The organism is Stenotrophomonas sp. 10N36 (assembly GCF_056395005.1).
Genome location: NZ_JBFTIS010000009.1, coordinates 42,150 through 68,356 on the forward strand (window position 1 = coordinate 42,150; position 26,207 = coordinate 68,356).

Genomic DNA, 26,207 nt, shown 5'->3' on the forward strand with positions numbered 1-26,207 from the left:
TGAATATCCCGTTAATTCCTTTATTGCGCACCGCAACACCCGCCTTCGCCGACCCGCTTCCTTCCGTCGAGATGTCGTTCCGGTGCCGCATCGTCCCTACCGGAGCCACGCCCTGATGAACCGCAAGACCAGTACGCTCGCCGCCGCCGTCGCTGTCGTGCTCGGTGTCTCCAGCTTCGCCGCCAGCGCCCAGGATGCCCCTGCGCGCACCGCCGCCAACACGCTGGACACCATCATCGTCACCGGCACCCGGGTCGCCGACCGCACCGTGGCCGAATCGCAGTCGCCGATCGACATCATCACCCCCGAAGCGCTGCAGTCCACCGGCACCACCGAGCTGGCCACCGCCCTGTCGCGAGCCCTGCCCTCACTGAACTTCCCGCGCCCGGCCCTTACCGACGGCACCAGCGGCATCCGCCCGGCGCAGCTGCGCGGGCTGTCGCCGGACCAGGTGCTGGTGTTGGTGAACGGCAAGCGCCGGCATACCTCGGCGCAGATCAACGTCAACGGAAGCATCGGCCGGGGCTCGTCGGCGGTGGACATCAACGCGATTCCGATCTCGGCGATCGAGCGGGTGGAAGTGCTGCGTGATGGCGCTTCGGCCCAGTACGGCTCGGACGCGATCGCCGGCGTGGTCAACATCGTGCTGAAGGGGTCGTCGTCCGGCGGCAGCCTGGCCCTGGACGCGGGCCAGTACTCGGCCGGCGACGGCAACAAGTACCAGCTCTCCGGCGATGCCGGGATCGGCTTTGCCGACGGCCGCGGCAGCGTGCACGTGGCCGGGCAGATCCTGCAGCAGGACGAGAGCAACCGTGCCGGCCCCTACCAGGGCACCGCGCCGAACACCGGCAATTTCCCCAACATCGGCCAGACCACCTTCGTGGTCGGCGACCCGCGGGTGGACGCCACCGCCGCCTCGGTCAACGCCAGCTTCCAGTTCAGCGACCACGTCTCGGCCTACGCCACGGCGATGGCCAGCAACCGCGACATCACCTCGTTCGCGTTCTATCGCTCGCGCACCAACAGCGGCCAGGGCCCGTTGCTGGCCCAGACCTACCCGGACGGCTTCGTGCCGCAGATCAACCAGTACTCCAAGGACCGCTCGCTGGTGGCCGGGGTCAAGGGCAACACCGACAGCGGCTGGACCTGGGATGTAAGCGCCAACCACGGCGAGAACACCATCGATTTCCACACCCGCAACAGCATCAACTACAGCCTCGGCCTGACCAGCCCGCGTTCGTTCTACGACGGTGCGCTGAAGTACACCCAGGACATCTTCAACGCCGACCTGACCAAGTCGCTGGACTGGGGACTGGCCTACCCGGTCACGCTGTCCTTCGGCGGTGAGTACCGCCGCGAGAACTGGGAGCAGTCGGCCGGTGAAGCCAATTCCTATTTCGGCAGCGGCGCGCAGGGCTTCGGCGGCTTCACCCCGCTCAACGCGGTGGACGCCGACCGCCACAACTACGCGGTGTATGCCGGGCTGGAAGCCGATCTCACCGACAAGTTCTCGGCGGGCGTCACCGGCCGCTATGAGGATTACTCGGACTTCGGCGACAAGTTCTCCGGCAAGCTGTCGGCACGCTATGCGTTCACCGACAAGATCGCGCTGCGCGCCACCGCCTCGTCCGGCTTCCGCGCCCCGTCGCTGGCCCAGCAGAGCTACCAGGCGGTCACCAGCACGATCATCAACGGCTCCTTCGTCGAGCGCGGCACCTTCCCCACCACCAGTGCCGCCGCACAGGCGTTGGGCGCCAGCCCGCTGAAGGCCGAAAGCTCCACCTCCTACAGCGTGGGCCTGGTACTGCAGCCGATCGATCGCCTGTACCTGACGGTGGATGCGTACCAGATCGACATCGACGACCGCATCGTGTTGTCCACCAACATCACCACCAATACCGCTGCCAATTCGCTGCTGGCCGGGCTGGGGCTGCCCGGGGTCACCGCGTTCTCGTACTTCACCAACGGCGTGGATACGCGCACCCGCGGTATCGACGCGGTGTCCAGCTACTCGATCCCGTTCAGCGCCAGCACGCTGGAGCTGACCGCGGCCTACAGCTACAACGACACCGAGGTGAAGCAGTTCATCGCCTCGCCGCCGGTGTTCGGCACGCTGGGCATCACCCAGCCGCTGATCGGCCGCGACGAAATTGGCCGCATCGAAGACAGCTACCCGCGCAACAAGACCATCCTGAGCGGTACCTGGCGCAGCGACCATTGGGACCTGAACCTGGCCGCCACGCGCTACGGCAGCTTCACCGTGCGCAACTCGGCCACCGCGCTGCGTGACCAGACCTACGACGGTTCGTGGGTGCTGGATGCCTCGGTGAGCTACAAGCCGAGCGAGAACTGGGCCCTCACCCTGGGCGCGGACAACCTGCTGGACGAGTACCCCGACCGCACCGTGGACCTGCAGAACTCCACCTGGGGCATGCTGCCGTACAGCAACTACTCGCCGTACGGGTTCAATGGCGCCTACGTGTACGGTCGCATCAGCTACAAGTGGTAACAGGGTAGTGCCGGCCGCTGGCCGTGGACGCGACAACGCATTCGCGCTGTCGCCCCACGGTTTGCTGCGCAAACCGCGGGCCCCGCTCACCGGCCCCATACCCCCGCCGCTTCGCGGCCGCCCCCTGACTCAGGGGGCACTGTCAAACGCCTTTCCACATACGCCATGCCCCGGTCTTCCGGGGCATGTGCGTTTTCGGCCTGCAACCGGGCGATTCCGCGCATTCATGCCTGTCATGCGCGCCTGTCCCGGACAGCACATCACCTGACCACGGGGACATAGCAGCATTGCGGTCGCCGATGTTTGCTCGATACCACCGCATCGGTGAAAATCGGGACATCCCCTATTTCTGCGAGCCCCGATGCACCATGACACCGACCTGATCAACATCGTTGCCGTTGGCCTTGGGCTCGCCTTCATCTTCGGCGCGCTGGCCAACAAGCTGCGTTTGTCTCCCCTGGTCGGTTATCTGGTTGCGGGCATCTGCGTAGGACCGTTCACCCCCGGCTTCGTTGCCGACCAGGCACTGGCCAACCAGCTGGCCGAAATCGGCGTGATGCTGCTGATGTTCGGGGTGGGCCTGCATTTCTCGCTGAAAGACCTGATGGCGGTCAAGGCGATCGCCATTCCCGGCGCGATCGGGCAGATCCTGGTGGCCACCCTGCTCGGCTGGGGGTTGGCGGCCCTGATGGGCTGGCCGGTCATCCATGGCGTGGTGTTCGGCTTCGCGTTGGCCACCGCCAGTACCGTGGTGCTGCTGCGCGCGATGGAAGAACGTCGCCTGCTGGAAACCCAGCGCGGCAAGATCGCGGTGGGCTGGCTGATCGTCGAGGACCTGGCCTGCGTCCTGGCACTGGTGATGATGCCGGTCCTGGCCGGTGTGTTCGGGCCGGACTCGGCCAATGAAACCCATACCCTCGGCAGCGTGCTGGCCAGCATCGGCTGGACGTTCGTGCAGCTGGGGCTGTTCGTGGCGGTCATGCTGGTGGTCGGCCGCCGGGTGATTCCGTGGATCCTGGAGCGCATCGCCAGCACCGGCTCGCGCGAGCTGTTCACCCTGGCGGTGCTGGCCATCGCGCTGGGCGTGGCGTTCGGCTCGGCGATGCTGTTCGGCGTGTCCTTCGCGCTGGGCGCGTTCTTCGCCGGCATGCTGCTCAACGAATCGGAGTTGAGCCACAAGGCCGCCAACGACTCGCTGCCGCTGCGCGATGCGTTCGCGGTGCTGTTCTTCGTCTCGGTGGGCATGTTGTTCAACCCGGCCATCCTGATCGAACACCCGTGGCAGGTGCTGGCCACCGCGGCGATCATCATGTTCGGCAAGTCCGCCGCTGCGTTCGTGATCGTACGCGCGTTCGGCCACCCGACCGGCACCGCGCTGACCATCTCGGCCAGCCTGGCGCAGATCGGTGAGTTCGCCTTCATCATCGCCGGCCTCGGCGTGACCCTGAAGATCCTGCCGCCCACCGGCCAGGCGCTGGTGCTGGCCGGCGCGCTGATCTCGATCATGCTCAACCCGGTGGTGTTCGGCCTGCTCGACCGCTGGCTGCTCAAGCACCAGGAGACCACCCCGACCGCGGTGGAAATCGATTTGCCGCCCGGCCCGTCGCTGGACCTGCACGACCATGCCATCGTGATCGGCTACGGCCGCGTGGGCAGTGCGCTGGCCCAGGTACTGCGTGACCGCGGCGTGCCGGTGCTGGTGATCGACGACAACAAGGAGCACGTGGCCGAAGCCCACGCGGCCGGCCTGCCCGGCATCCGCGGCAGCGCTGCCTCGGACAAGGTGCTGGCCGAAGCCCACCCCGACCGCGCGAAGATCGCGGTGCTGGCAATCCCGCAGCCGCTGGAAGCCGGTGAAACCCTGGCCAAGCTGCGCGCGCTCAACCCGGGCCTGACCCTGCTGGCCCGCGCGCACAGCGATGCCGAAGTGAAGCACCTGCTGGAGCACGGCGCCGACGGCACGGTGATGGCCGAGCGCGAACTGGCCTATTCGCTGGCTGAAATGGTCATGGCCACCCCGCCGTACCGGACCATGGGCAAGCACAGCATCCCGGTGGTGTAACGCCCTGCCATGCGGGAGGTAGAGCCACCCCATGGGTGGCTGCTCATTCCGGCCGCGCGTACCGGCCGTGTGTCCGATCAGCGCACCGGCACGCAGATGTCCGCCCGCAAAATCGCCTCGGGCACGTCTTCGGGATCGTCCAGGTAGTGGTAGTACAGCGGCGCATCGCGCAGTGCGCGCCCGCTGTCGGGCAGCCACTGGCGCAGCAGTGCGTCGGTGGCCGCATCCAACCCGGCGTAGCTGCCCACATGGCGCAGCACGGCATACTCACCACCGCCCAGGGTCAGCGCGCGCAATGGCGCGGGGACGTCGGCCAAAGCGCGGCCAAAGCCCATGCCGCACTCGAACTCGCACGCATCGGCCGGCACATCGCGATGGTCGTTCAGCGCGATGCCCACCAGCGCCTGCAGGTGCTCGGCCAGACCCTGTTCCGCGGCCCAGGCATACACCTGCCCGAACGCCTGGTCGAGGTCGTCGAAGGCGCCGCGCGTGCGCAACACCACCACGTCGAACGGCGCCAGCGCGGTCACCTGCACCTGCAGCGGGGCACTGTCGTCGTTGCCGTCACCGGCCGGCAGCGACAGCCGTTGCTGCCAGTGCGCGCGCAGCGCCGCATCCTCGCGCAGCGCGCTGGGGGTGGCATCCACGGCCTGCCGGCAGGCCCGGGCCAATGCCTGCGGGCTTTCAAAACCCACCTCCAGCGCCACCTCGGTCACCCGGCTGTCGGCGTGGGCCAACAACTGCAGCGCGCGCAGCAGGCGAAGCCGGGCCACGGTGCGCCCCGGGGTTTCGCCGGTCAGCGCGCGGTACAGGCGATGGAAATGGAACGGCGACTGGTGCGCGATGGCGGCCAGCGCATCCAGATCGGGCAAGGGCTCGCCGCTCCGCAGGCACTGCTGCAGGTGGGCGATCACACGGTCGATGCCGTGGCGTTGGCGTAGCTGGGCAATGCGGCTCATGACGGGCTCCGTGTCGGGTGACGTCCAGCATGCGTCGGTGCCCGCCACGGCGCGTGGCCGATCTTGCGCAGTTGGAGGCCCGTCATCGTCGGTGTCGACCGTTGGTCGGCACGCGCAACGCGTCTAGCCCGCGCCGCCGCCCCGCGAGGCCGGCACATGCCCCAAGCCTATAACGCAGCTTCGGCAGCGTCAAAAACCCCACGGCGGCCGGCCCGCACCGGCCGCCGTGGGCCCCACCTCTACGCCTTCGCCAACGCCTGCTGCAGGTCGGCCAGCAGGTCGTCGATATGTTCGATGCCGATGGACAGCCGCACGGTGTCCTCGCTGACCCCGGCCTTTTCCAGTTCGGCCGCATCCAGCTGCCGATGGGTGGTCGAGGCCGGGTGGGTGGCCAGCGACTTCGCATCGCCCAGGTTCACCAGCCGGGTGAACAACTGCAACGCGTCCAGGAAGCGCGCGCCGGCCGCGCGGCCACCGGGCAGGCCGAAGGTGAGCACGCCCGAGCCGTGGCCGCGCAGGTACTTCTGCACCCGCGCATGCTCGGGGTGGTCCGGCAGCGCGGCATAGTTCACCCAGTCCACCTTGGCGTGGTCGCGCAGGAACGTGGCCACCGTCAGCGCGTTGGCGTTGATCCGGTCCAGGCGCAGCGCCAGTGTCTCGATGCCCTGCAGGATCAGGAACGAGTTGAACGGCGAGATCGCCGCACCGGTGTTGCGCAGGGGCACCACGCGTGCGCGCCCGATGTAGGCGGCCGGGCCCAGCGCCTCGGTGTAGACCACGCCGTGGTAGCTCACGTCCGGCTCGTTGAGCCGGCGGAAGCGCTCCTTGTGCTCGGCCCAGGGGAAGCGGCCCGAATCGACGATGGCGCCGCCCAGGCTGGTGCCATGGCCGCCGAGATACTTGGTCAGCGAGTGCACCACGATGTCCGCGCCGAAGTCGAACGAGCGCTGCAGGTAAGGGGTGGCCACGGTGTTGTCCACGATCAGCGGTACGCCGTGCGCGTGGGCGATCTTCGCCACCGCTTCGATATCGGTGATGTTGCCGCGCGGGTTGCCGATCGACTCGACGAAGACGGCCTTGGTGCGATCGTCGATCAGGGCCGCGAACGCCTCGGGATCGTTGTAGTCGGCAAACCGGGTCTGGATGCCGAACTGCGGCAGGGTATGCGCGAACAGGTTGTAGGTGCCGCCATACAGCGCACTGGAGGAAACGATGTTGTCGCCGGCTTCGGCGATGGTCTGGATGGCGTAGGTGATGGCGGCCTGCCCGGAGGCCAGCGCCAGCGCGCCGATCCCGCCTTCGAGCGCGGCGATGCGCTGCTCCAGCACGTCGGTGGTGGGGTTCATGATGCGGGTGTAGATGTTCCCCGGCACCTTCAGGTCGAACAGGTCCGCACCGTGCTGGGTGTCATCGAAGGCGTAGGCCACGGTCTGGTAGATCGGCACCGCCACCGCGCGCGTCGTCGGGTCGGGTTTGTAGCCGCCGTGCACGGCGATGGTTTCCGCTTTCCATTCGGGACTGCCGTGCTCAGACATCGCGCCTCCTCCGGTTGAATGCCGACGATACCGAACAAAAAACCCCCGCCGGAGCGGGGGTTGATGGTCATGCAGCATGGCCTGAGCACGAACGGTTATCAGCAGGCCAAGGACGGGGCTCAGCCTTTGTTGAAGACCAGCTTGCCCTCGGCCGCATCGACCTGGATCACCTCGCCACTGGCGAACTCGCCGGACAGGATCTTCTGCGCCAGTGGATTCTCCAGCTGCGACTGGATCGCGCGCTTGAGCGGCCGGGCCCCGTAGACCGGATCGAAGCCGACGTTGCCCAGCAGCTGGAAGGCGGCGTCGCTGACCTCGATGCGCAGCCCGCGTTCGCTCAGGCGCTTCTCCAGGCCCTGCATCTGGATGCGGGCGATCTGCTTGATCTGCACCTTGTCCAGCGGATGGAACACCACGATGTCGTCCAGCCGGTTGATGAACTCCGGGCGGAAATGCGCCTGCACCACGCCCATCACCGCGGCCTTCATCTGCGTGTAGGCCTCCGGCGTGTCGTCGCCACTCATGTCCTGGATCTGGTGCGAGCCCAGGTTGGAGGTCATCACGATGACCGTGTTGCGGAAGTCCACCGTGCGGCCCTGGCCGTCGGTGAGGCGGCCGTCGTCGAGCACCTGCAACAGGATGTTGAACACATCCGGGTGCGCCTTCTCCACCTCATCCAGCAGGATCAGCGAATACGGACGGCGACGCACGGCCTCGGTGAGGTAGCCGCCTTCTTCGTAGCCCACATACCCCGGCGGCGCACCGATCAGGCGGGCCACGCTGTGCTTCTCCATGAACTCGCTCATGTCGATGCGGATCATCGCGTCGGTGCTGTCGAACAGGAACTCGGCCAGCGCCTTGCACAGCTCGGTCTTGCCCACGCCGGTGGGGCCAAGGAACAGGAACGAACCGCTGGGGCGATCCGGGTCGGACAAGCCGGCACGCGAACGCCGCACCGCGTCGGACACGACCTTGATCGCCTCCTCCTGGCCCACCACCCGCTCATGCAGCATCTGCTCCATGCGCAGCAGCTTGTCGCGCTCGCCTTCCAGCATCCGGTTGACCGGGATGCCGGTCCAGCGCGACACCACTTCGGCGATTTCCTCGGCGGTGACCCGGTCCTGCACCAGCTTGAACTCGGTGGTCTCCACTTCCTGCGCCGCGGCCAGCTGCTTTTCCAGCTGCGGCAACTGGCCGTACTGGATCTCGCTCATGCGGCCGAAATCCTGGCGGCGCTGGGCAGACTCCAGCTCCAGCTTGGCGTTCTCGATCTGCTCCTTGATCTTGGTGGCACCCTGCAGCGTGGCCTTTTCCGACTTCCAGATTTCATTGAGGTCGGAGAACTCGCGCTCCAGCGCGTCGATGTCGCTTTCCAGGTCGGCCAGGCGCTGGCGCGAGGCCTCGTCCTTTTCCTTCTTGAGCATTTCGCGCTGGATCTTCAGCTGGATCAGGCGCCGCTCCAGGCGGTCCAGCTCTTCAGGCTTGGAGTCGATCTCCATGCGGATGCGCGAGGCGGCCTCGTCCATCAGGTCGATGGCCTTGTCCGGCAGCTGGCGGTCGGCGATGTAGCGGTGCGACAGCGTGGCGGCCGCCACGATCGCCGGGTCGGTGATTTCCACGCCATGGTGCACGGCGTACTTTTCCTTCAGCCCGCGCAGGATGGCGATGGTGTCTTCCACGCTGGGCTCGCCCACCAGCACCTTCTGGAAGCGGCGCTCCAGCGCGGCGTCCTTTTCGATGTACTTGCGGTACTCGTCCAGCGTGGTGGCGCCCACGCAATGCAGCTCACCGCGCGCGAGCGCCGGCTTGAGCATGTTGCCGGCATCCATCGCGCCATCGGCCTTGCCCGCGCCGACCATGGTGTGCAGCTCGTCGATGAACAGGATCACCTGCCCTTCGCTCTTGGCCAGGTCGTTGAGCACGCCCTTGAGGCGTTCTTCGAACTCACCGCGGAACTTGGCGCCGGCGATCAACGCGCCCATGTCCAGCGACAGCACGCGCTTGCCACGCAGGCCTTCGGGCACTTCGTCGTTGATGATGCGCTGGGCCAGGCCTTCCACGATCGCGGTCTTGCCCACGCCGGGTTCGCCGATCAGCACCGGGTTGTTCTTGGTCCGGCGCTGCAGCACCTGGATGGTGCGGCGGATTTCCTCGTCGCGCCCGATCACCGGGTCCAGCTTGCCGCTCTCGGCACGCGCGGTCAGGTCGATGGTGTACTTCTCCAGCGCCTGGCGCTGGTCTTCGGCATTCTCCGACTGCACGCTTTCGCCACCGCGGATCTTGTCGATCGCCGCGTCAATGCGGGTCTTGTCGGCACCGGCGGCGCGCAGCGCCATGCCCAGCGTACCGCCGTCGTCCAGCGCCGCCAGCACGAACCACTCGCTGGCGATGAAGGCATCGCCGTGCTGCTGGGCCAGCTTGTCGGTGTTGTTGAGCAACCGGTTGAGGTCATTGCCGATCGACAGGTTGCCTTCCTGCCCGGACACCTTGGGCAGCGCATCCATCGCCTCGTTGAGGCGCTCGCGCAGCACCGGCACGTTGACCCCGGCCTGGGACAGCAGCGGGCGCGTGCTGCCGCCCTGCTGGTCCAGCAGCGCGGTGAACACGTGCACCGGTTCGATGATGTTGTGGTCGCGGCCCACGGCCAGCGACTGGGCGTCTGCCAGCGCCTGCTGGAAACGCGAGGTGAGCTTGTCCATCCGCATGGGGAATTCCTCTTTCATGTCATGGCCAGCGTGGCTGGCAGATGTAACGGATATGCGGTTGTCGCGCAGTGATTCAAGACAATCCGGGCTGGCAATACAGCCTCCGTATTGCCATACTTGCGAATCATTCTCATTCTTATCCAGTGGCCGGCATCGCCGTGCCTGGTCTTCCGGGCGATTCCCATGCACCCACAACGCGAGATCGTCGGCGCCCTGTACCGGGACCATCGCCGCTGGCTGCAGGGCTGGCTGGGCGGTCGCGTGGGCTGCCGGGAAACCGCGGCCGATCTCACCCAGGACACCTTCGCGCGCCTGCTGCAGGACCGCGACCTGTCGTCCCTGCGCGAGCCGCGCGCGTTCCTGACCACGGTGGCGCGCGGGCTGGCGGCCAACTGGTTCCGGCGGCAGGCGCTGGAGCGGGCGTACCTGGAGTATCTGGCGCAGTTTCCCGAGCCCGTCCTGCCTTCGCTGGAAGACCAGGCGCTGGTGCGCGAAGCGCTTCAGCAGGTCGACGCGATGCTCGACGCCCTGCCCGCCGCGGCCCGCCAGGTGTTCCTGCTGGCCCAGTTCGAAGGCCTGCGCTACGAGGCCATCGCGCAGCGCCTGCAGCTGTCGCTGAGTACCGTGAAGCGGCACATGAAGCGGGCGCTGGTGGGATGCCTTGCGCATGCCGGCTGACCCGGCCGCGGCCGACCCGCCTTTACCGGCCGCCGTGCTGGAGCAGGCCGCCGAGTGGCTGCTACGGCTGCACGACGACGACAGCACCCACACCCGCGATGCCTGCGCGCAGTGGTGCGCGGAGCACCCCGACCATGCGCGCGCGTGGCAGCGCGCGCAGCGGTTGCAGGCGTTGGTGGCGCAGGTGCCCTCCGGTTGGGCGCTGCCGGTGCTGGGCCGTTCGCGCGGCGGCGCCGGCAGCCGCCGTGCGGCGATCAAACGCATCGGCTTGTGGCTGACCCTGGTTCCGGCCGGCTGGGCCGGCTGGCAGCTGGCCATGCCAGTCGCACCCGGGCAGCGCGAACGCACCGCGGTTGGCCAGCGGCGCCTGCGGATCCTTCCCGATGGCAGCACCGTGCACCTGGACACCGATACCCGACTGCAGGTGCAGTTCGATCCGCTGCAGCGCCAGCTGCAGCTGGTACGCGGCCAGATCCTGGTCGAAACCGCGCCGGATCCGCAGTCGCCCGCGCGCCCCTTCCAGGTACTCACCGCGCACGGGCATATACGCGCCCTGGGCACGCGTTTCAACGTCCGCCTTGATGACCAGCGCACCCACCTGTCCCTGTATGCGGGCAGCCTGGACATCCACGCAGGCACCAGCGACGCGTGGCGACTGCATGCCGGTGAGCAGGCCTGGTTCGATGCCGCCGGCGCGCATGCCGTCGACGCTCTGGATGACAGCGCCAGCGCGTGGGTCGAGGGCATGCTGGTGGCCGACGCCCGACCGCTGGCGGAGGTGGTGGCCGCACTCGCCCGCCACCGCCGCGGCGTGCTGCGCTGCGACCCGCAGGTAGCGCTGCTGCCGGTATCCGGCGCCTTTCCACTGGATGACAGCGAACGCAGCCTGGCCCTGCTGGAGGCAACCTACCCCGTGCGTGTGCAGCGCAGCCCGGGCGGCTGGTGGGTGCTGGTGGCGGCACGCTGACACTTTTTTCGATCTCACGGGGCAACACAGAGAACCCCTGCATTCCAGACCCCCACCATGACCCGATCTTCCCGCCTGCTGACCCTGAGCGCCCTGTCGCTGGCCGTGCTGTCCACGCCCATGCTGCACGCCGCTGCCGCCGATGCGCCGTCCACCTCCCCCGCCCTGCAACGCGTGGTGCCCCTGGGCCGGGCGCTGTCCAGCTTCGCCAGCCAGCACGGCGTGGCACTTGCGTTCGATCCGGCGCTGACCGCCGGCCGGCGCGCGCCCTCGGTGCCGGCCAACCTGCCGCTGGAAGACGGCCTGGCGGCACTACTGGCCGGCACCGGACTGCGCGCCGTGCGGCGCGACGATGGCAGCTACACCCTGGAACAGCCCGCCCAGACCAGCCGCGGCGGCACCATGCCCGCGCTGAGGGTGGGGAGCACGGGCGCATCCCTGTTCGGCGAAGGCATGACGCTCGGCCAGGATTACGTGCAGGCCCAACCGGCCGGCAATGGCGACATCACCAGCCTGTTGAAGATCAACCCGGCGGTGCAGTTCGACAACGCGCAGCTGGGCAGTTTCAACCCGGGCGAGATCAGCCCCGCCGAGATCAGCATCAACGGCGCCAAGTTCTACCAGAACGCGTTCCTGGTGGATGGCGTGAGCTTCAACAACGACATCGACCCGGCCGCCGACGCTTCGCCCTACCGGTTGGACAGCGTCCCCGGCGGCGCACAGGCCCTGGCGCTGGACACCAGCCTGCTGGAGGACATCACGGTGCTCGACAGCAACATCTCGGCGGCCTATGGCGGCTTCAACGGCGGCGTGGTCGATGCCACCACGCGCCGCCCGAGCCGCACGCTGTCCGGCAGCGTCTCCACCCAGATGGCCCGTTCGGAATGGACGCGTTACCACCTCAACGGCGACATCGCCGACAGCTACAACAAGGCCTCCAGCTACAACGATGGCCAGCCGGAGTTCAAGAAGGAAATCACCCGCGCCACCCTGGAAGGCTACGTCACCGACACCGTCGGCCTGTTGGCCAGCGTGACCCGCAAGCGCTCCACCATTCCCAGCTATTTCTATTCCTCGCACCTGGTCGATACCTACGGCGCGCAGAAGGAAACCCAGCGTCGCGCCAGCGACAACGTCTTCGTCAAGGCCGTCTGGGAGGCCAGCGACCGGCTCGACCTGGACGCGAGCGTGACCTACGCGCCCAGTGAGAATCACTACTTCCGCTCCAATAGCGCCGACGGCGCGCTGGACATCGACAGCGGCGGTCTGCAGGCGCAGGTAAAGGCAAACTGGCAGGCCAACTGGGGCCGCGTGCAGCACCAGCTGAGCTGGAGCGACACCGAGCAGTCGCGGAAGGCGGACGCCAACGACTTCTATACCTGGCTGCACTCGGCTTCCAAACCGTGGGGCACCACGGCGTCGTCCACGCAGGGCGAGTACGGCAGCATCGAGCAGCAGAGTTCGCGGCTGCAGTACAAGGTGGACGCCAACGCCGATGCGTTTCAATGGCTGGGCATGACCCATCGGCTGTCGGCCGGCCTGCAGGTGGCGCACGAGCGCGTGTCCTTCGAGCGCCTCGAGGACGCAAGCTCCTATGTGGTGCCGGTCCGCACCGACACCTGCACCAACCGCGCCGGTGTCACCGACACCGCCACCTGCTCGCTGGGCCTCACCGACACCGGTGCGGCCCGCACTACCGGGTGGCCGGGCCAGTACTTCAGCCAGCGCACCCGCTTTGCCGCCGGCCACATCGGCTTCAACGTGGACAGTGGCGCTGCTTACCTGGAAGACGACATCCAGATCGGCGCGCTGCAGCTGCGCCCGGGCCTGCGCGTGGACGCGGACAGCTACATGGACCAGACCACCGTTGCCCCGCGCCTGGCCGCCGCCTACCAGCTGCACGATGCCGGCAACACCCGCCTGCTGGCCGGCGCCAACCGCTATTACGGTCGCAACGCGGCTACCTGGCAGCTGCGCGATGGCGTCAACCGCCTGCGCTACAACAGCGAGCGGCGCAGCAGCCTGGACGCCGAATGGACGCTGGGCACCCAGGCCACCAACCAGGTGCGCTTCAACGAACTGAAGGTGGCTTACGACGACGAATGGATGCTCGGTGCGCAGCAGCAGTGGGGCGGTTTCGACGTGCTGTTCAAGTACGTCAACCGCACCGGTCGCGACCAGGTGATTCAGGTGCCCGGCCGTGACCTCGGCGCGCCGGCCGACGATCCCACCCTGTCCAACAGCTACACCACCTGGACCAACGACGGCCGCAGCCGCACCGACATCTACAGCCTGGTGATCAAACCGCTGCGCGCCCTGCGCTGGGGCAACACCTACACCACCGGCATGCTCGCCCTGGACTGGACCGACAGCCGCGCCTCCGCCCCGGATTACGAAAATGAAGACGGGCGCATGTACTACCTCGACCCGATCATCCGCTACCAGGGTGACTTCATGCGCTACCGCGACCGCCCGGCGGACAACTTCAACCGCCCGTGGACCGCGCGCCTGACCACGATGACGCGCATTCCCGCCGCCCACCTGACGGTGAGCAACTTCCTGCGCTACCGCGCCGCCTTCAGCGCCGTTGCCGACACCAACCTCAACACCGTGTACGAGGGCCAGTCGGTGGACATCTGGGAGGAACGCAGCTTCAGCCCCGCCCTCACCTGGGACCTGCGCCTGGCCTGGGAACTGCCGGTGGGCACGCGTGGCACGGTCTTCAGCAACGTGGATGTGTTCAACCTGCTCGATGCCAGCAACGTGAACGGCGTATCCAACGGCCCGGTGTCGGTGCCGTACTACGAGATGGGCCGTTCGTTCTGGGTTGAGGTGGGTTACCGGTTCTGAGTGCGGCAACCGCCCGAACGAGCGTCCTGCACCGCTGGCTGCGCCGCTTGGCAGCCAGCGCTCTGTTGCTGTGCGTGCTGCCGGCGGGTGCCCAGCGCAACACGCCGCAGGCGCCGCCACCCGGCTGCGGGCCGGCGTTGCCAGACACACCGATGCCCGGCGACGCGTGCCTGCGCTATCGCTACACCCAACCTGCCGCGCAGTGGCCCGCCCCGCACATCGACCCCGGCGTGGTGTGGCAGGAACTGGCCACGCTCGGGCCACCACCGCAACCGCGCGACAATCCGTCCACGCCGGCCAAAGTCGCCCTGGGCCAGCGCCTGTTCAACGACCCGCGCCTGTCGCGCTCGGGCCAGATCGCCTGCGCGAGCTGCCACGAACGCGACCTCGGTTTCGCCGATGGTCGGCGCGTGTCGTTCGGCCACGACCGACAGCCCGGCCGCCGCAATGCCCCGAGCGTGGCGATGGCCGCTTACGCGCACACGCAGTTCTGGGATGGTCGCGCAGCCACGCTGGAAGACCAGGCGCTGGAGCCGATCGCCGACCCGAAGGAAATGGCGTTCCGTGCCGAAGACGCGGCCTCGCGCGTGCGCGCCGATGCCGACTACCGCACGGCCTTTGCCGCGGTGTTCGGCGACGACCGCGTGGATACCCGCCAGCTGGCGCAGGCCATCGCCGCGTTCGAGCGCAGCCTGGCCCCCACCCGCAACCGTTTCGACCGCTTTCTTGGCGGTCAGTCCAGCGCCCTGGACGATGCGCAGCTGCGCGGACTGCACCTGTTCCGCACCCGCGCCGGCTGCATGAACTGCCACAGCGGTCCCGCACTGACCGACAACGGCTTCCACAACCTGGGCCTGCATTTCCACGGCCGCGCGCGCCAGGACCTGGGCCGCTATGAGGTGACCGCACACCCGGCCGACAGCGGCCGCTTCCGCACGCCCTCGTTGCGCGGCGTGGCCAACACCGCGCCTTACATGCACAACGGCCTGTTGCCGCGGCTGGACGGCGTGCTGGCGTTCTACAACGTGGGCGGCGGCAGACCGCGCGCGCCAGCAGTGCCTGCTGCCGACGCGCCGCCCTTTCCGCAACCGGACCCGCTGCTGCGTCCGCGCGGGCTCAGCCGCCAGGAGCTGCAGGATCTGGAAGCGTTCCTGCGCGCCCTGTAGCGCCTGCGATCAGCTGCGGCTGATGGCCGCGCGCATCGCCCGCAGCTGCTGCTTCACTGCCTGCGCCTGCGCGGCGTCCATGCGCAGCAGCAGCTTCTGTCCCACCGAGCGTGCCTGCAGCGCGGGATCGGCAAAGCGATAGCGGCCGCGCTCATCGCGCGTCACCGCCAACGGACGCGGCGGCTCCGGCGTCTGCAGCAGGTGGTCGATCACCGCCACCAACCGATCGTTGAAGTAGGCATCGGGCTGGCCCAGTTCGGCATACGCCTGCTGCAGCAACGGGTAGAGGCGCACATAGGCCTTACCCGCTTCGCCCGCATCCAATGCAGTAAACGCCTTCACGTAGGGGGCGTAGCGCTCGGCATTGGCCTTGGCGATGTACACCGTGCCATCCACCGTCTCGACCTGCAGGCTGCCGGGCAGCGCACGCACCGCCATCGCGGGTGTTGGCACGCTGGGCTTGTCGAGGTTGTCGATATGGGTGACCACGCGCTGGACCAGATGATCGCGTAGCAGCAGTGCCAGTGCGCCGTCGCCGTTGAACAGCGCGCTCAGTGTGTCCAATACAGGGCCGTCGCTGTCGGCCAACGTGGGCAGTGCCGGATCAGCCGCATCACGGGGATCGACCGGATGCTGGATGGGAGGCGGCGCCGGGGCCGCAGGTGATGCAGGAACGGGCGGTATCTTCGCAGCCCCGTCCTGTTGTACTGCCGGCGCCTGCACCGGCACCTGCATGTCATCAACAAGACCGCGCAGGCTGTCGCTGAACAACCACGTTCCCGCACCGCCGATCACCACCACACCCAACACCCACGGCCAGATCGCCTTTCCACTCTTCTGCATGTTGCCGTACCTCGCGTTGCGCGTGCCTGGACACTGTATGACCCCGGCCGTCGGACGGGGTTCCCCGCGCACCTCCATGACCGCAGCGCGCGCGTTGTCACCGCATCATCCCGCAGGCGCGATGAACCGCTACCACGCCCACCACCACACACTCACGCCCGCTTTGCATGCGCACGCCGATGCTGTGCACTGTTCTTGTGGAGCACCGTGATGCATTACGAGCTTTACTACTGGACCGGCATCCAGGGCCGTGGCGAGTTCATCCGGCTGGCGCTGGAAGATGCCGGGGCGGCCTACACCGACATGGCGCGCGTGCATGGCGACGCGGTGATGCAGCCGTTCCTGCAGGGCAAGGAAGACGGCCTGCGCCCGTTTGCCCCGCCTTTTCTGAAGAGTGGCAGGCAGGTAGTCGCCCAGGTGGGCGCGATCCTCGACTACCTTGCGCCGGAGCTTGGCCTGGTGCCCGATGCGGCCTCACGCCGGCAGCAGGCCCTGCAGCTGCAGTTGACCATCGCCGACCTGGTCGCCGAAGTGCACGATACCCATCACCCCATCGCCGCCTCTGCCTACTACGAGGACCAGAAGCGCGAAGCCAAGGCGCGCGCCGAGGCGATGCGTGCCGAGCGGCTGCCGAAATTCCTGGGGTACTTCGAAGGCGTGTTGAAGGACAACGGCGAGCGCCATCCGCTGCGCGAACATTCCTACGTGGACCTGTCGCTGTTCCAGCTGCTGAGCGGGCTGGAGTACATGTTCCCGCGACGCATGCAGGCGCTGTGGCCCACCGTGCCGCTGCTGCGCGCGCTCAAGGACCGGGTGGAACGGCGACCGAACATCGCCGCCTACCTCGCGTCAGACCGCCGGCTGGCATTCAACACCAACGGCATCTTCCGCCACTACCCGGAATTGGACGGCGACCGGTAGATCACGACCGTTGGTCGTGATTGCCTCGCCATGATTCCGCACCGACCAACGGTCGGTGCCTACCGGGTATTTATCGGTAGATCACGACCGTTGGTCGTGATTGCCTCGCCACGGTTCCGCACCGACCAACGGTCGGCGCCTACCGGGTGTTGATCGGTAGATCACGACCGTTGGTCGTGATCGCTCCGCCACGGTGCCGCACCGACCATCGGTCGGTGCCTACCGGGTATTGATCGGTAGATCACAACCGTCGGTCGTGATCGCCCTGCCACGTTTCCGCACCGACCAACAGTCGATGTGTACCGGGGATCGATCAATCGATCATCCGCCATGCCTCGGAATTTAACCGCAACCGGTAGATCACGACCGTTGGTCGTGATCCACGCATGATTGATCGGTAGATCACCACCGTTGGTCGTGATCCACACGCGGCTGCTTCTGCAACGACAGCAGCGCCAGCAACCCGGCCAGTGCCACGTAGGCCCCGGCGAACTGCCACATGATGAGCTTCGGCAACCCCTCCAGCTGCCACGGCAGGTAGATGCCGCCGCGCGGGTCCACCGAGTGGATCAGGCCAAACAGGGTCAACACCGCCGCCACCAGCAGGAACCCGGACGAGCGCAGCAACCTGCCGTCGATCATCGCCACCACCGCGGCAATCCACAGCATCGAGGTGATGATGAAGCCGTTGCCCAGGGTGAAGATCACCGCCAGTTCCGGCAGGCCATGCCCGTCCAGCGTGGTGGTCATCGCCGCCAGCTGCGCCGGGGCGATCCAGCCCGGTGCCTTGATCGCCAGCAGATAAGCCACCGAAGGCAGGAAGCCCAGCACCATCGCGCCGGCATGTTCGCGCGGGGTGGCCTGGAAGGCCTGGGTGGTGATGTCGATGGCCACGTACACGATGATCGGCGCCAGCACCGCCAGCGGCAGCCACTGCACCAGCCCGGAGATCACCCCGAGGATGCCGCCGATACCGACGAACAGGCCGGTCAGCAGCGTGTAGCCGCTCCGCGCGCCCATGTGCTTGTAGGCCGGCTGGCCGATGTAGGGGGTGGTCTGCGCCACGCCACCGCACAGCCCGGCCACCAGCGTGGCCACCGCTTCCACCAGCAGGATGTCGCGGGTGCGGTAATCGTCGCCGGCCGCGCGCGCGCTCTCGGACACATTGATGCCGCCCACCACCATCAGCAGGCCGAACGGCAGCAGCAGCGGCAGGTAGGTCATGGCCGTGGGCAGGCCGTCGATGAAGCCCAGCGTGGGCCACGGCAGCACCACCTGCGGCGGCGTCCAGGCCGGTACGTGGAAGCCCGGCGCGCCCAGCCCGGCCAGCCCCAGCCCGTAATACAGGGCGGTGCCGAACACGAAGGCGACCAGCACGCCCGGCGCGCGGACCGGCAGCTTGCGCTTGGCGATCAGCACATACAGCAGCAGGCCCAGGGTGACGAAGCCGACGACCGGCGAGCGCAGCGTTTCCAGCAGCGGCAGGAAGCCCATCAGCACGATGGCGATGCCGGCGATGGAGCCCAGCAGCGAGGCGCGTGGCAGCGCGCGGGTGACCGCTTCACCGAAGAAGGACAGGATCACCTTCAGCACGCCCATGATCACCAGCGAGGCCATGCCCAGCTGCCAGGTGGCGATCGCCGCGTCGTGCGGCGTCAGGCCCTGCGCATTGAAGGCGAGGAAGGCCGGACCCAGCACCAGCAGCGCCATGCCGATGCTGGTGGGCGCGTCCAGCCCGAGCGGCATCGCGGTGACATCATCACGGCCGGTGCGTGTGGCCAGCCGTCGCGCCATCCACGTATAGAGCACGTTGCCGACCAGCACGCCAAAGGCGGTGCCGGGGAACATGCGGCCGAACACCACGTCGGCCGGGAACTGGAAGATGCCGACCAGCGCCATCGCGATGAAGCCCAGGATCGACAGATTGTCGACCACCAGGCCAAAGAAACCATTGAAATCGCCGGCAACGAACCAGCGGAGGGGTCCGGAGCGGACGGGAGCGGGGGCGGACATGCGCGGCACTGCCGTGGGGAGGGGGTAGCCGATGGTAGGGCCTCACCGCCGCCAGTAACAGGCGCATGGGTGGAACGCCGGGGGTGTACGCGTCAGCGCATACGCGCTGCCGCCCCGTGATCCAGGCGGCGATTGCATCCGGTAGTGCCGGCCGCTGGCCGGCTCCTCAAACTGCGTCCGACGGTATCGGGAGCCGGCCAGCGGCCGGCACTACCTGAGTGGGTCCGACGGTATCGGGAGCCGACCAGCGCCGTCCCGACCAACGGTCGGGACCTACCCGGTAGATCACCACCGTTGGTGGTGACGCCGCCCACCCCGGTAGATCACCACCATCGGTGGTGACGCCCGCCACCCCGGTAGGTCACCACCGTTGGTGGTGACGCCGCCCTCAGGGCTTGTTGAGAAAATTGTTCGCCAGCAGATCACGCACGTCACCCACCCGCCCGCTCAGCAACGCCTTGGCCGCATACAGCGCGGTGCCGGCCACCTGCTTGGCTTCCACCTGGGGCGGCATCACCAGTTCGGTCGGGCTGGTGTGCACGTCCAGCAGCGCCGGGCCCGGATGGACCAGGAAATCCTTCACCGCCTGCTCCAGGTCTTCCGAGCGGGTCACGGTGCGCCCGTAGAAACCGATCACCTCGGCCAGGCGGCCGAAATCGGGGTTCTTCAGGTCGGTGTAGTTGTCCAGCAGGCCTTCCACCTTCTGCTCCAGCTCCACGAAGTTCAGCGAGCTGTTGTTGTAGACGACCACCTTGATCGGCAGATTTTCCTGCACGGCGGTGAGCAGGTCGCCCAGCAGCATCGCAATGCCGCCATCGCCCGACAGCGAGATCACCTGCCGGCCCGGGTACGCCTTCTGCAAGCCCAGCGCCTGCGGCATCGCATTGGCCATCGTGCCGTGCAGCAGGCTGGTCAGGGTGCGGCGGCGGCCGTTGGTGCGGATATGGCGCAGGATCCACACCATCGGCGAGCCACCGTCGGCGGTGAACAGCGCATCGTCGTTGGCGTGGCGGTTGATCAAGGCAGTGAGGTGCTGCGGATGGATCAGTTCGCCCTCGCCCGGCTGCTCTTCCTTTTCACGCGTGGCCAGCGCCTTTTCGCGGTGTTCGATGCACTCGTCCAGGAAGCTGCGGTCCTGGCGTGGGGGCAGCATCGGCAGCAGGGCGTCCAGGGTCGGGCCAATGTCGCCCACCACGCCCAGGGTGACCGGGTGGCGGCGCCCAAGGTGGCTGCCATCGCGGTCGACCTGGATCAGCGTGGCCTTGTCCGGGTAGTACTGGCCCCAGGCGAAATCGGCGCCGAGCAACAGCAGCGTGTCGCAGGCCATCAGCGTGTGGTAGCCCGATTCGATCCCGAAGATGCCGGTCATGCCCATGTTGTAGGGGTTGTCATGCTCGACAAAATCCTTGGCCCGCGAGGTGTGTGCGATCGGCGCCTGCAGCCGCTCGCCCAGCGCCACCAGCGCGTCGTGCGCATGCTCGCAGCCGGCCCCGGCGTAGATGCCCACGCGCTTGCCGTCGCCGATCAAGGCCGCGATGCGCTGCAGCTCGTCATCGCTGGGGCGCAGCACCGGCTGGGTGTGGTGCACCGAGAACGGCACGTCGTGCTTGACCATCGCCTCGCTGATGTCGGCCGGCAGGATCACCACGGCCACGCCGCGCCGGCTGATGGCCGCCTGGCAGGCCAGCGCCACCACGCGGCGCGCCTGTTCGGGGCTGTGCACCTGCTCGCAGAACACGCTGCAGCTGGCATACACCGCCTTGAAATCGACCTCCTGCGGAAACTCCATGCCCAGTTCGGCGGTGACCACCTGACTGGCGATCAACACCATCGGCGCGCGGTTGCGGTTGGTCTCGAATACACCGTTGATGAAGTGCAGCCCGCCCGGCCCGCACGAACCGGCGCAGGCGGTGAGCTGCCCGCTGATCAGCGATTCGGCGCCGGCGGCAAACGCGGCCACTTCCTCATGGCGCATGTGCACCCACTCGATATCGCTGTGGTGGATGGCATCGGTGACGTAGTTGAGGGTATCGCCGACGATGCCGTAACAATGGCGGACACCGGCAGCCTGCAGGGTTTCAACCACGATCTCGGCAACGCGCTTGCTCATGGGGGAACAGCCTTGGACGGGGGACCCCCAGCCTAGCCAGCCGCAGGTGATCTTCCTGTAGGCAGGTGGCGTGAAATGCCTATACATTGGCTGGCCCGTTCACTGGCCTTCAGGCTCATGCAGATCGTTCTGCGCTGTGCCGCCACGCAGCAGTTCCTGTCCTTCCATGAGCAGCAGTGGCTGCACGCCATCGACCCGGCGGCACACCCGTGGCTGGCGCAACTGCTGCGTATGCCGCGCGGTGGAATCGCGCCCAGCGAGCTGCCAACGGCAATGGACGAACTGCTGGCCTGCCTGACCCTGCAGGATCCCACCGATCCGATCATCCGCCGCAGCGGCCTGCGGCTCCTGCTGTTGCTGGCCACCGGCCAGCGCCACGGCCAGCCGGTGAGCTGGCAGCACCGTTGAGCCCGGGAGGCACGCATGGCATTTGACCTGTACCTGGACGACGCCGGGCCGCGCATGCGGCATGCCTGGATCGACACCCACGAAGAGGCCATTCTCAGCCCCGATGGCAGCCGCTACCCGCAGCTGAGCCGGCTACAGCAGGCGTTTTACGGCGCGCCGCGTATTTCGCCGGGGCAGGCCGCCGCGCTGGTGCAGGAAGTAATCGGACGGCTGCTTGAGCATCCCGATGGCGCGGAGGGGCCGTTGGCCGAGGTGGGCCTGCGCCTGATCCTGCTGTTCGACCAGGCGCAGCGCCACGGCCTGCATATCCAGTGCGAGGGCGACTGAGCGCGGCTCAAGGGTTCGCGTTGACCCAGCCGAGAATGTCGCCCCGGGTCGGGTTGGCGTAGCGCACCTTCACCCAGCCGTCCTTCTCATCCAGCAGTTCCACCCGGTCCTCGCGCACCAGATAGCGGCGGGTGGCGGTGTCGCCGGGACGGGCGTACAGCGGCAGCCGCGCCGGCACCACCTGGCCGCTGAAGGCCAGCAATCGCCGGTCACTACGCGGTGCCACCAGCCCGTCGGAGATCGCTGTTTCCAGCACCTTGCCGGCAGGATCAAACGTGCTCCAGACCGCCATCGGGCCACTCTCGGGAGTCTGCTTGACGAAGATCGTCGCCTCCAGCGCGTCGCCCAGCATCAGGGTTCGCTCGGCGCGGTACAGATACAGCCGCCCGTCGTGGTAGCGGTACAGGTCCACGTACCACATCGGGCCACTGCGGCAACTGCTGCTCAGGGTGCGGTTGGCGGTGTCCACATCCAGGCCCATCAGGCCGCCGCAACGCGCACGTTGATGCGAGGCCGGTTCCAGCGCCACCAGCTTCTCCTGTCCAGGATCGTAGCGATACACCGCCACCGCTTCGTTGACCATACCCACGGGCCCACTGACGACCAACTCGGGGTGACCATCGAAATCGACATCCTCGGCCCTCAGACGCGGTGCGGAATCTTCGTTCACAATGTCGAGCCGAGGGATTACCTCGCGTTTTCCCGAAGAAATGAACAGCACGGCAATACTCCGATCGGGCTGTATCTGCACGGTGGCAGCCTGACCAGGTGCGAAGGTGATGCGCAGCGCGGTATCGGGCTCCGCACCATGCGCAGCCACCGGCACGCACGCCGCCAGCATCAGGCCACACAGCTGCGCATAGCGCAGCCAACCATTCCAGTTCATACCCAGCTCCTGCCGCGCCACGCTGGCGCTCGGGATCAGAACGATACTTCAACCGCCTGCTGCGCCCACAACACCGACTGGTGGCCGGTAGCCTGCTTCCACGCCAGGCGGATCGCCTCGATGTCGGCACGCCGCTGCGGGGTGTTCTCGTGCAGCACCACCAGCACCTTGGTGCGCAGGCGGTTGGGTTCGGCCGCGCCGCGGAACAGCCACTGGCCGTAGGCATCGAACACGGTCAGACCGTCCGGGAAGCGCGGGGTGACCTGCTTGTCCAGGAAGGCGCGCCACTGCGCCTCGGTGATGGCATCGGTCTGCTTGCGCTCGGAGGCGCCACTTTCCTCGCCCACGCCGAAATAGAGCTCGCTGCGCACCCAACCGGCGGCGGCGTCGGGGCGCGCGGCATCGCCCTGCAGGGTGGCGGTGGCGGGCGTCGGCGCAACCGGCTTGGCCGCGGGTGCGGCGGTGGCACAACCGCTGGCGGCCAGCACGAGGGCGAACAGTAGGGCATGGGACTTCATCAAAACACTCCAGAAACAGGCTTGCAGAGGGGTGGAAGCGTGCAGGACATCCGGTTCCCGTGCAGATCACCAACGGCTATCTGCTGATGCCCTTTGCGATGGGACTTGCATCACATGGGGTCATCACGCCAAGATAATATATCGCTTCATCCGGATGGATTGGTAGTGCCGACGACCTGTCGGCAACCCCAGTCCCCCTGCCCCACCCCTTCCTCCCCCCGTCGTCCTGCTGGAGTCCGCATGTCCCGTCCGTCCGCGTCGCGCCTTGGCCTTGCCATCGCGCTCGTCCTCTCCTCCCCCCTGCTCGCCCAGGACGTACATGCGCAGGACGCGCCCGGCTCGGCCACCACGCTGGACACCGTGATTGTCACCGGCACCCGCGCGGTGGACCGCACCGTGCTGGAGTCCACCTCGCCGGTGGACGTGCTCACCGCCGAGGACATCCGCAAGGCCGGTGTGGTCAACGGCGAGCTGGGCAGCGCGCTGCAGGCCCTGCTGCCCTCGTTCAATTTCCCGCGCCAGTCCAACTCCGGCGGCGCCGACCACATCCGCGCCGCGCAGCTGCGCGGCCTGTCGCCGGACCAGGTACTGGTGCTGGTGAACGGCAAGCGCCGCCACAGCAGCGCGCTGGTCAACACCGACAGCAAGATCGGCAAGGGCACCACGCCGGTGGACTTCAACGCCATTCCGATCAGCGCGATCAAGCGCATCGAAGTGCTGCGCGACGGCGCCGGCGCGCTGTACGGGTCCGACGCGGTGGCCGGGGTCATCAACGTGATCCTGGATGACGCCCCGGAAGGCGGCGCGTTCGAGGCCAGCTTCGGTGCCAACCACACCGACCTCAAGCCGATCGACCGCACCATCACCGACGGCCAGACCAGCTACGCCAGTGCCAAGGTCGGCACCCGGCTGGGCGATGAGGGCGGCTTCCTGCGCGTGGGCCTGGAGCTGAAGAACCACGAAGGCACCAACCGCGCCGGCTTCGACCAGATCCCGCCGTGGGACCAGAGCGCCACCAACCTTGCCCTGCAGGGCAAGCGCAACTACGTGCTGGGCGACGGCAAGACCAAGGATCTGAACGCCTGGATCAACAGCGAGCTGCCGTTCGGTGAGACCTCCAAGTTCTACTTCTTCAGCACCTTCAACCAGCGCGACAGCGAAGGCGCCAACTACTTCCGCTACCCCGACAGCGACGCCAACTGGGCGCAGGTGTACCCGAACGGCTACCGGCCGATTTCCGAAGGTGAAAACCGCGACGTGCAGGCCGTGGCCGGCGCCAAGGGCCAGTGGGGCGAGTGGAACTACGACGCCAGCCTGGACTACGGCACCAACAGCTTCACCTACCGCCTGCGCAACTCGCTCAATGCCTCGCTGGGCCCGACCAGCCCGACCCGCTTCAAGACCGGCGATTACCGCAACGAGCTGACCGTGGCCAACCTCGACCTGGGCCGGGTGTTCAGCCAGGGCGAGAACATCACCCACAGCCTTGGCCTGGGCGTGGAAGCGCGGCGCGACCACTACCAGACCCGCCCGGGCGATCCGAGCAGCTATGCCGCCGGTCCGTTCACCGACCGCCCGACCGGCTCGCAGGCCGGCGGCGGGCTGACCCCGCAGGACGCCACCACGCTGTCGCGCGACGTGGCCAGCGCCTACGTCAGCCTGTCCAGCCAGTTCGGCGAGCACTTCTCCAGCGACCTGGCCGCGCGTTACGAGCACAGCGACGACTTCGGCGGCGAGCTCACCGGCAAGCTCGGCCTGCGGTACGAGTTCGCCCCGGCGTTCGCGCTGCGTGGTGCGATCTCCAACAACTTCCGCGCCCCGTCGCTGGCGCAGATCGGCTACGAATCCACCTCCACCGGCTACAACGCGGCCGGGCAGCTGGTGCAGGGCCGGGTGCTGTCGGTGAACAACCCGATCGCGCGCGGACTGGGGGCCACCGAGCTGAAGCCGGAGAAGTCGCTCAATACCAGCCTGGGCTTCACCAGCCGCATCGGCGACCACTTCGATGTGTCGCTGGACTTCTTCCAGATCGATATCGACGACCGCATCGCGCTGTCGGAAAGCATCACCGGCGATGCGCTCACCGACTACGTGCAGCAGCAGTTCGGCGTGGCCGGCCTGCAGAGCGCCAGCTTCTTCGTCAACGCCGCCGACACCCGCACCCGCGGTGCCGAGCTGGTGAGCAACTGGCGGCAGTCGCTGGGCAACGGTGAGCTGGTGCTGACCGGCACCTATGCGTACACCAAGACCACGCTGAAGAACGTGCTGGCCACGCCGGCCAGCCTGCTCGCGCTGGACCCGGACTACGTGCTGTTCGGCGTGGAGGAAACCAACACGCTCACCGACGCTACCCCGCGCACCCGCGGCTCGGTGGCGGCCAGCTGGAGCAACGACCGCTGGTCGCTGAGCAGCCGGGTCAACCGTTATGGCAGCGTCACCCGCGTGTTCAACTTCGGCGACGGCTTCATCCCGCGCCAGACCTACGGCGCCGAGTGGCAGCTGGATGCGGAAGTGGAATTCAAGATCACCCCGCAGTGGAGCGTGGCGGTGGGCGGGCAGAACCTGACCGACAACTACTCGGACCTGTCCAACGACGACATCTACTACTACGGCAACCTGCCGTATGACGTGTTGTCGCCGGTGGGCAGCAACGGCGCGTATTACTACGGGCGGGTGCGGTATACGTTCTGACCGGGGGTGCAGCCGACCAACGGTCGGCTCTACCGGATTGTGCGGCCGACCAACGGTCG

General features: G+C 67.6%; 18 protein-coding genes. 10 read left to right on the forward strand and 8 right to left on the reverse strand.

What is annotated here, in order from left to right; all coding sequences use genetic code 11:
- Positions 1-115: 115 nt before the first annotated feature.
- Both AC1DCJ_RS10775 and ybaL read left to right on the forward strand, forming a co-directional pair.
- Entirely contained in the window at positions 116-2,509 is a 2,394-nt protein-coding gene (locus AC1DCJ_RS10775; RefSeq protein ID WP_478070917.1) for a TonB-dependent receptor plug domain-containing protein, read from the forward strand.
- A 361-nt stretch (positions 2,510-2,870) separates the two neighbouring features.
- The gene (gene ybaL / locus AC1DCJ_RS10780; protein ID WP_137190130.1) at positions 2,871-4,571 is read left to right on the forward strand and encodes a YbaL family putative K(+) efflux transporter; all 1,701 of its coding nucleotides are present in this window, start codon (positions 2,871-2,873) and stop codon (positions 4,569-4,571) included.
- Positions 4,572-4,648: 77 nt separating this feature from the next.
- On the opposite strand, the gene AC1DCJ_RS10785 is transcribed toward ybaL, so the two are convergent.
- From AC1DCJ_RS10785 to clpB, 3 genes are all read right to left on the reverse strand, one after another.
- On the reverse strand, positions 4,649-5,530 hold the full coding sequence (locus AC1DCJ_RS10785; RefSeq protein ID WP_448136368.1) for an AraC family transcriptional regulator: 882 nt from the start codon (positions 5,528-5,530) through the stop codon (positions 4,649-4,651).
- Positions 5,531-5,769: 239 nt separating this feature from the next.
- Positions 5,770-7,065, reverse strand: coding sequence for an O-acetylhomoserine aminocarboxypropyltransferase/cysteine synthase family protein (locus AC1DCJ_RS10790; RefSeq protein ID WP_478070918.1), 1,296 nt, complete (start codon positions 7,063-7,065; stop codon positions 5,770-5,772).
- Between the two features lie 119 nt (positions 7,066-7,184).
- The gene (gene clpB, locus AC1DCJ_RS10795; protein WP_313423078.1) at positions 7,185-9,770 is read right to left on the reverse strand and encodes an ATP-dependent chaperone ClpB; all 2,586 of its coding nucleotides are present in this window, start codon (positions 9,768-9,770) and stop codon (positions 7,185-7,187) included.
- Positions 9,771-9,953: 183 nt separating this feature from the next.
- On the opposite strand from clpB, the gene AC1DCJ_RS10800 reads away from it, so the two are divergent.
- The 4 genes from AC1DCJ_RS10800 to AC1DCJ_RS10815 are packed head-to-tail and all read left to right on the forward strand — an operon-like array spanning position 9,954 to position 15,431.
- Entirely contained in the window at positions 9,954-10,448 is a 495-nt protein-coding gene (locus AC1DCJ_RS10800; RefSeq protein WP_478070919.1) for a sigma-70 family RNA polymerase sigma factor, read from the forward strand.
- Complete coding sequence (locus tag AC1DCJ_RS10805; protein ID WP_478070920.1) at positions 10,438-11,415, forward strand: FecR domain-containing protein; 978 nt, start codon at positions 10,438-10,440, stop codon at positions 11,413-11,415. Before AC1DCJ_RS10800 ends, AC1DCJ_RS10805 begins: the two co-directional genes overlap by 11 nt.
- 57 nt (positions 11,416-11,472) lie before the next feature.
- Complete coding sequence (locus tag AC1DCJ_RS10810; protein WP_478070921.1) at positions 11,473-14,265, forward strand: secretin and TonB N-terminal domain-containing protein; 2,793 nt, start codon at positions 11,473-11,475, stop codon at positions 14,263-14,265.
- Positions 14,266-14,312: 47 nt separating this feature from the next.
- Positions 14,313-15,431: a cytochrome-c peroxidase gene (locus tag AC1DCJ_RS10815; RefSeq protein ID WP_478070922.1), complete on the forward strand. Its 1,119-nt coding sequence runs from the start codon at positions 14,313-14,315 to the stop codon at positions 15,429-15,431.
- A 9-nt stretch (positions 15,432-15,440) separates the two neighbouring features.
- Here AC1DCJ_RS10815 and AC1DCJ_RS10820 read toward each other — a convergent pair whose 3' ends face one another.
- The gene (locus AC1DCJ_RS10820; protein ID WP_478070923.1) at positions 15,441-16,274 is read right to left on the reverse strand and encodes a DUF3014 domain-containing protein; all 834 of its coding nucleotides are present in this window, start codon (positions 16,272-16,274) and stop codon (positions 15,441-15,443) included.
- A 210-nt stretch (positions 16,275-16,484) separates the two neighbouring features.
- On the opposite strand from AC1DCJ_RS10820, the gene AC1DCJ_RS10825 reads away from it, so the two are divergent.
- Positions 16,485-17,195: a glutathione S-transferase gene (locus AC1DCJ_RS10825; RefSeq protein WP_137190138.1), complete on the forward strand. Its 711-nt coding sequence runs from the start codon at positions 16,485-16,487 to the stop codon at positions 17,193-17,195.
- A 402-nt stretch (positions 17,196-17,597) separates the two neighbouring features.
- Here AC1DCJ_RS10825 and AC1DCJ_RS10830 read toward each other — a convergent pair whose 3' ends face one another.
- Positions 17,598-19,208: a SulP family inorganic anion transporter gene (locus tag AC1DCJ_RS10830; protein ID WP_478070924.1), complete on the reverse strand. Its 1,611-nt coding sequence runs from the start codon at positions 19,206-19,208 to the stop codon at positions 17,598-17,600.
- A gap of 388 nt (positions 19,209-19,596) precedes the next feature.
- Positions 19,597-21,318: a thiamine pyrophosphate-dependent enzyme gene (locus AC1DCJ_RS10835; protein ID WP_478070925.1), complete on the reverse strand. Its 1,722-nt coding sequence runs from the start codon at positions 21,316-21,318 to the stop codon at positions 19,597-19,599.
- Between the two features lie 117 nt (positions 21,319-21,435).
- On the opposite strand from AC1DCJ_RS10835, the gene AC1DCJ_RS10840 reads away from it, so the two are divergent.
- Positions 21,436-21,726 carry a hypothetical protein gene (locus tag AC1DCJ_RS10840; RefSeq protein ID WP_478070926.1) on the forward strand — a complete coding sequence of 97 codons (291 nt, stop codon included), beginning with the start codon at positions 21,436-21,438 and terminating at the stop codon, positions 21,724-21,726.
- 15 nt (positions 21,727-21,741) lie between these two features.
- A complete protein-coding gene (locus AC1DCJ_RS10845; protein ID WP_478070927.1) occupies positions 21,742-22,053 on the forward strand; it encodes a hypothetical protein in 312 nt (103 codons plus the stop codon).
- Between the two features lie 7 nt (positions 22,054-22,060).
- On the opposite strand, the gene AC1DCJ_RS10850 is transcribed toward AC1DCJ_RS10845, so the two are convergent.
- Together AC1DCJ_RS10850 and AC1DCJ_RS10855 are read right to left on the reverse strand one after the other, a co-directional pair.
- Positions 22,061-22,960 carry an XAC2610-related protein gene (locus tag AC1DCJ_RS10850; protein WP_478070928.1) on the reverse strand — a complete coding sequence of 300 codons (900 nt, stop codon included), beginning with the start codon at positions 22,958-22,960 and terminating at the stop codon, positions 22,061-22,063.
- A gap of 14 nt (positions 22,961-22,974) precedes the next feature.
- Positions 22,975-23,457, reverse strand: coding sequence for a DUF3574 domain-containing protein (locus tag AC1DCJ_RS10855; RefSeq protein ID WP_448134260.1), 483 nt, complete (start codon positions 23,455-23,457; stop codon positions 22,975-22,977).
- A gap of 240 nt (positions 23,458-23,697) precedes the next feature.
- On the opposite strand from AC1DCJ_RS10855, the gene AC1DCJ_RS10860 reads away from it, so the two are divergent.
- Positions 23,698-26,148: a TonB-dependent receptor plug domain-containing protein gene (locus tag AC1DCJ_RS10860; protein WP_313245195.1), complete on the forward strand. Its 2,451-nt coding sequence runs from the start codon at positions 23,698-23,700 to the stop codon at positions 26,146-26,148.
- The last annotated feature ends 59 nt before the right edge of the window (positions 26,149-26,207 follow it).